Raw genomic sequence first — 1630 nt, 5'->3', positions numbered from 1 at the left:
TGGCTCTTCGCATTTTAGCGGGGTGAAGCGGAAATACTCGGTGGATTTACAAACCTAGTATCAACGACGAGTGTAAGTCATTTAAAGCTAGCAACTGTGTTTGTGTTGCCGGGAATACAGCAGTGATGAGATTTTCACCAGCCAGGTATAACTCAACACACCTAAACAACACACATTGGCTCTATCAACCCTTAGCTCACAGCGCAAGGAACACACAATGATAGAAAAAAGCTTTGCGATCTTCTTACTAGTACACAGGTTACGGGAAGATATTATGCAGCAGTCTCCAGTTAGGGTTACCGGCATACAATAATGCACGAATGCGATAGTTATTGAAATTCGTGAACCCAAATCCGATACGTTTAATACGTTTGATCAGATTGTTTAACGCCTCAGTGATGGAATTCGAAAGATGCGTTTGATGATACGCCAAGATTTGCAACCGCCATCGTTGTAGCGTGCGCCCTAACTTCTGAATTTCTGGGGGCATCGCCACATCCAGACATGTCTGGATCAATTCTTCAAACATAGTGATCGCAACATTAAAATCTGTTTGCCGATAAAACTCACGTAAACGTTCTTTTATCCGATACGCAATGGCTACTTCAGCGTGAGGATCTCCTAACGCAAGCATGCTTTCTAAACGCTGCACCATTGCTGGCTTTAATTTTTCACTCCCATATGTCAACAAACGCCGAATCCTGTATAAAGGATCTTTTTTATGCCCACGATGTCCCAACGTTTCATTTTGCACCCGTCTGCGTACGGTATCTAACGCACGGTTGGCTAATGTAATCACATGGAAATGATCAGCTATTTGCGTTGCATGAGGTAAAACCACGTTATACACAGCATGATATGTTGGGCTCATATCTAAAGCGGCATAACGAATTCGTGTTTTCCAATCATTGGGCTGGTCTTGTAAATAACGGGCGACGTCGATGTAGTTACAGCTTGGGATGATATCAATGATTTGATGATGCTCGACATCGCATACCGTAGTGACATAACTTGTGCGCTGTCCTTGTAGGCGAACGAAACTTGTTTCATCAAGCCCGATTGCATGCGTTTTGTTCAAACGTTTATGGTCTGCTTCTAGCAACGCCTGACCGTATAAGGTGACTGCATCATTGACTGTATGCCACGAACACCCAAGTTCAGCTGCGACTTCGCTAATGGTTCGTCCCTTGCCTACTTGGTGGGTCGCCCATTTACTTGCTCTGGTTGTCATCTGGCAACGAATCGCTGCAATACGTTTATCTTGGCTTGTCCATGAACCAACATCACATGCAACGTTTGGGCAATACAAGCGGTGTTTACGCCACAGCAAGTTCATAGGACGGCCATAGACAGGTAAATCTATGTATCGAACTTTTGGTCTTTCTTTCACCCGTGCAGGCATATTGCAACGTGGGCATGTTGGTGTTTTTAGGACTTGTTCGATTTCGATTTCTTGTTGTGCACCATGACGGTGATACGCAAGGACGCGAATATCTTTCAGACTTACAAGTCGAGCAAGGATTGCGGTAGGATCATAAGTGGTGAAGGTATTTTCATTCTTTTGGTTCACACTCTAAGCATGAATTACCTTCGCCGTTTTGTATAATTCCCCGCTGAAACGCGAAGAGCC

1 protein-coding gene is annotated in these 1630 nt (G+C 44.4%); it reads right to left on the bottom strand.

The window, feature by feature from the left end; translation table 11 throughout:
• Positions 1-259: 259 nt before the first annotated feature.
• Entirely contained in the window at positions 260-1570 is a 1311-nt protein-coding gene (locus NXS99_RS09145; protein ID WP_259288364.1) for an ISL3 family transposase, read from the bottom strand.
• Positions 1571-1630 lie beyond the last annotated feature (60 nt).

The organism is Corynebacterium sp. HS2168-gen11 (genome assembly GCF_024834075.1).
In the GTDB taxonomy this organism is placed as follows: Bacteria; Actinomycetota; Actinomycetes; order Mycobacteriales; family Mycobacteriaceae; genus Corynebacterium.
Note: the sequence above shows the minus strand (reverse complement) of the source record. Positions and strands in the feature narration are given on the sequence as shown.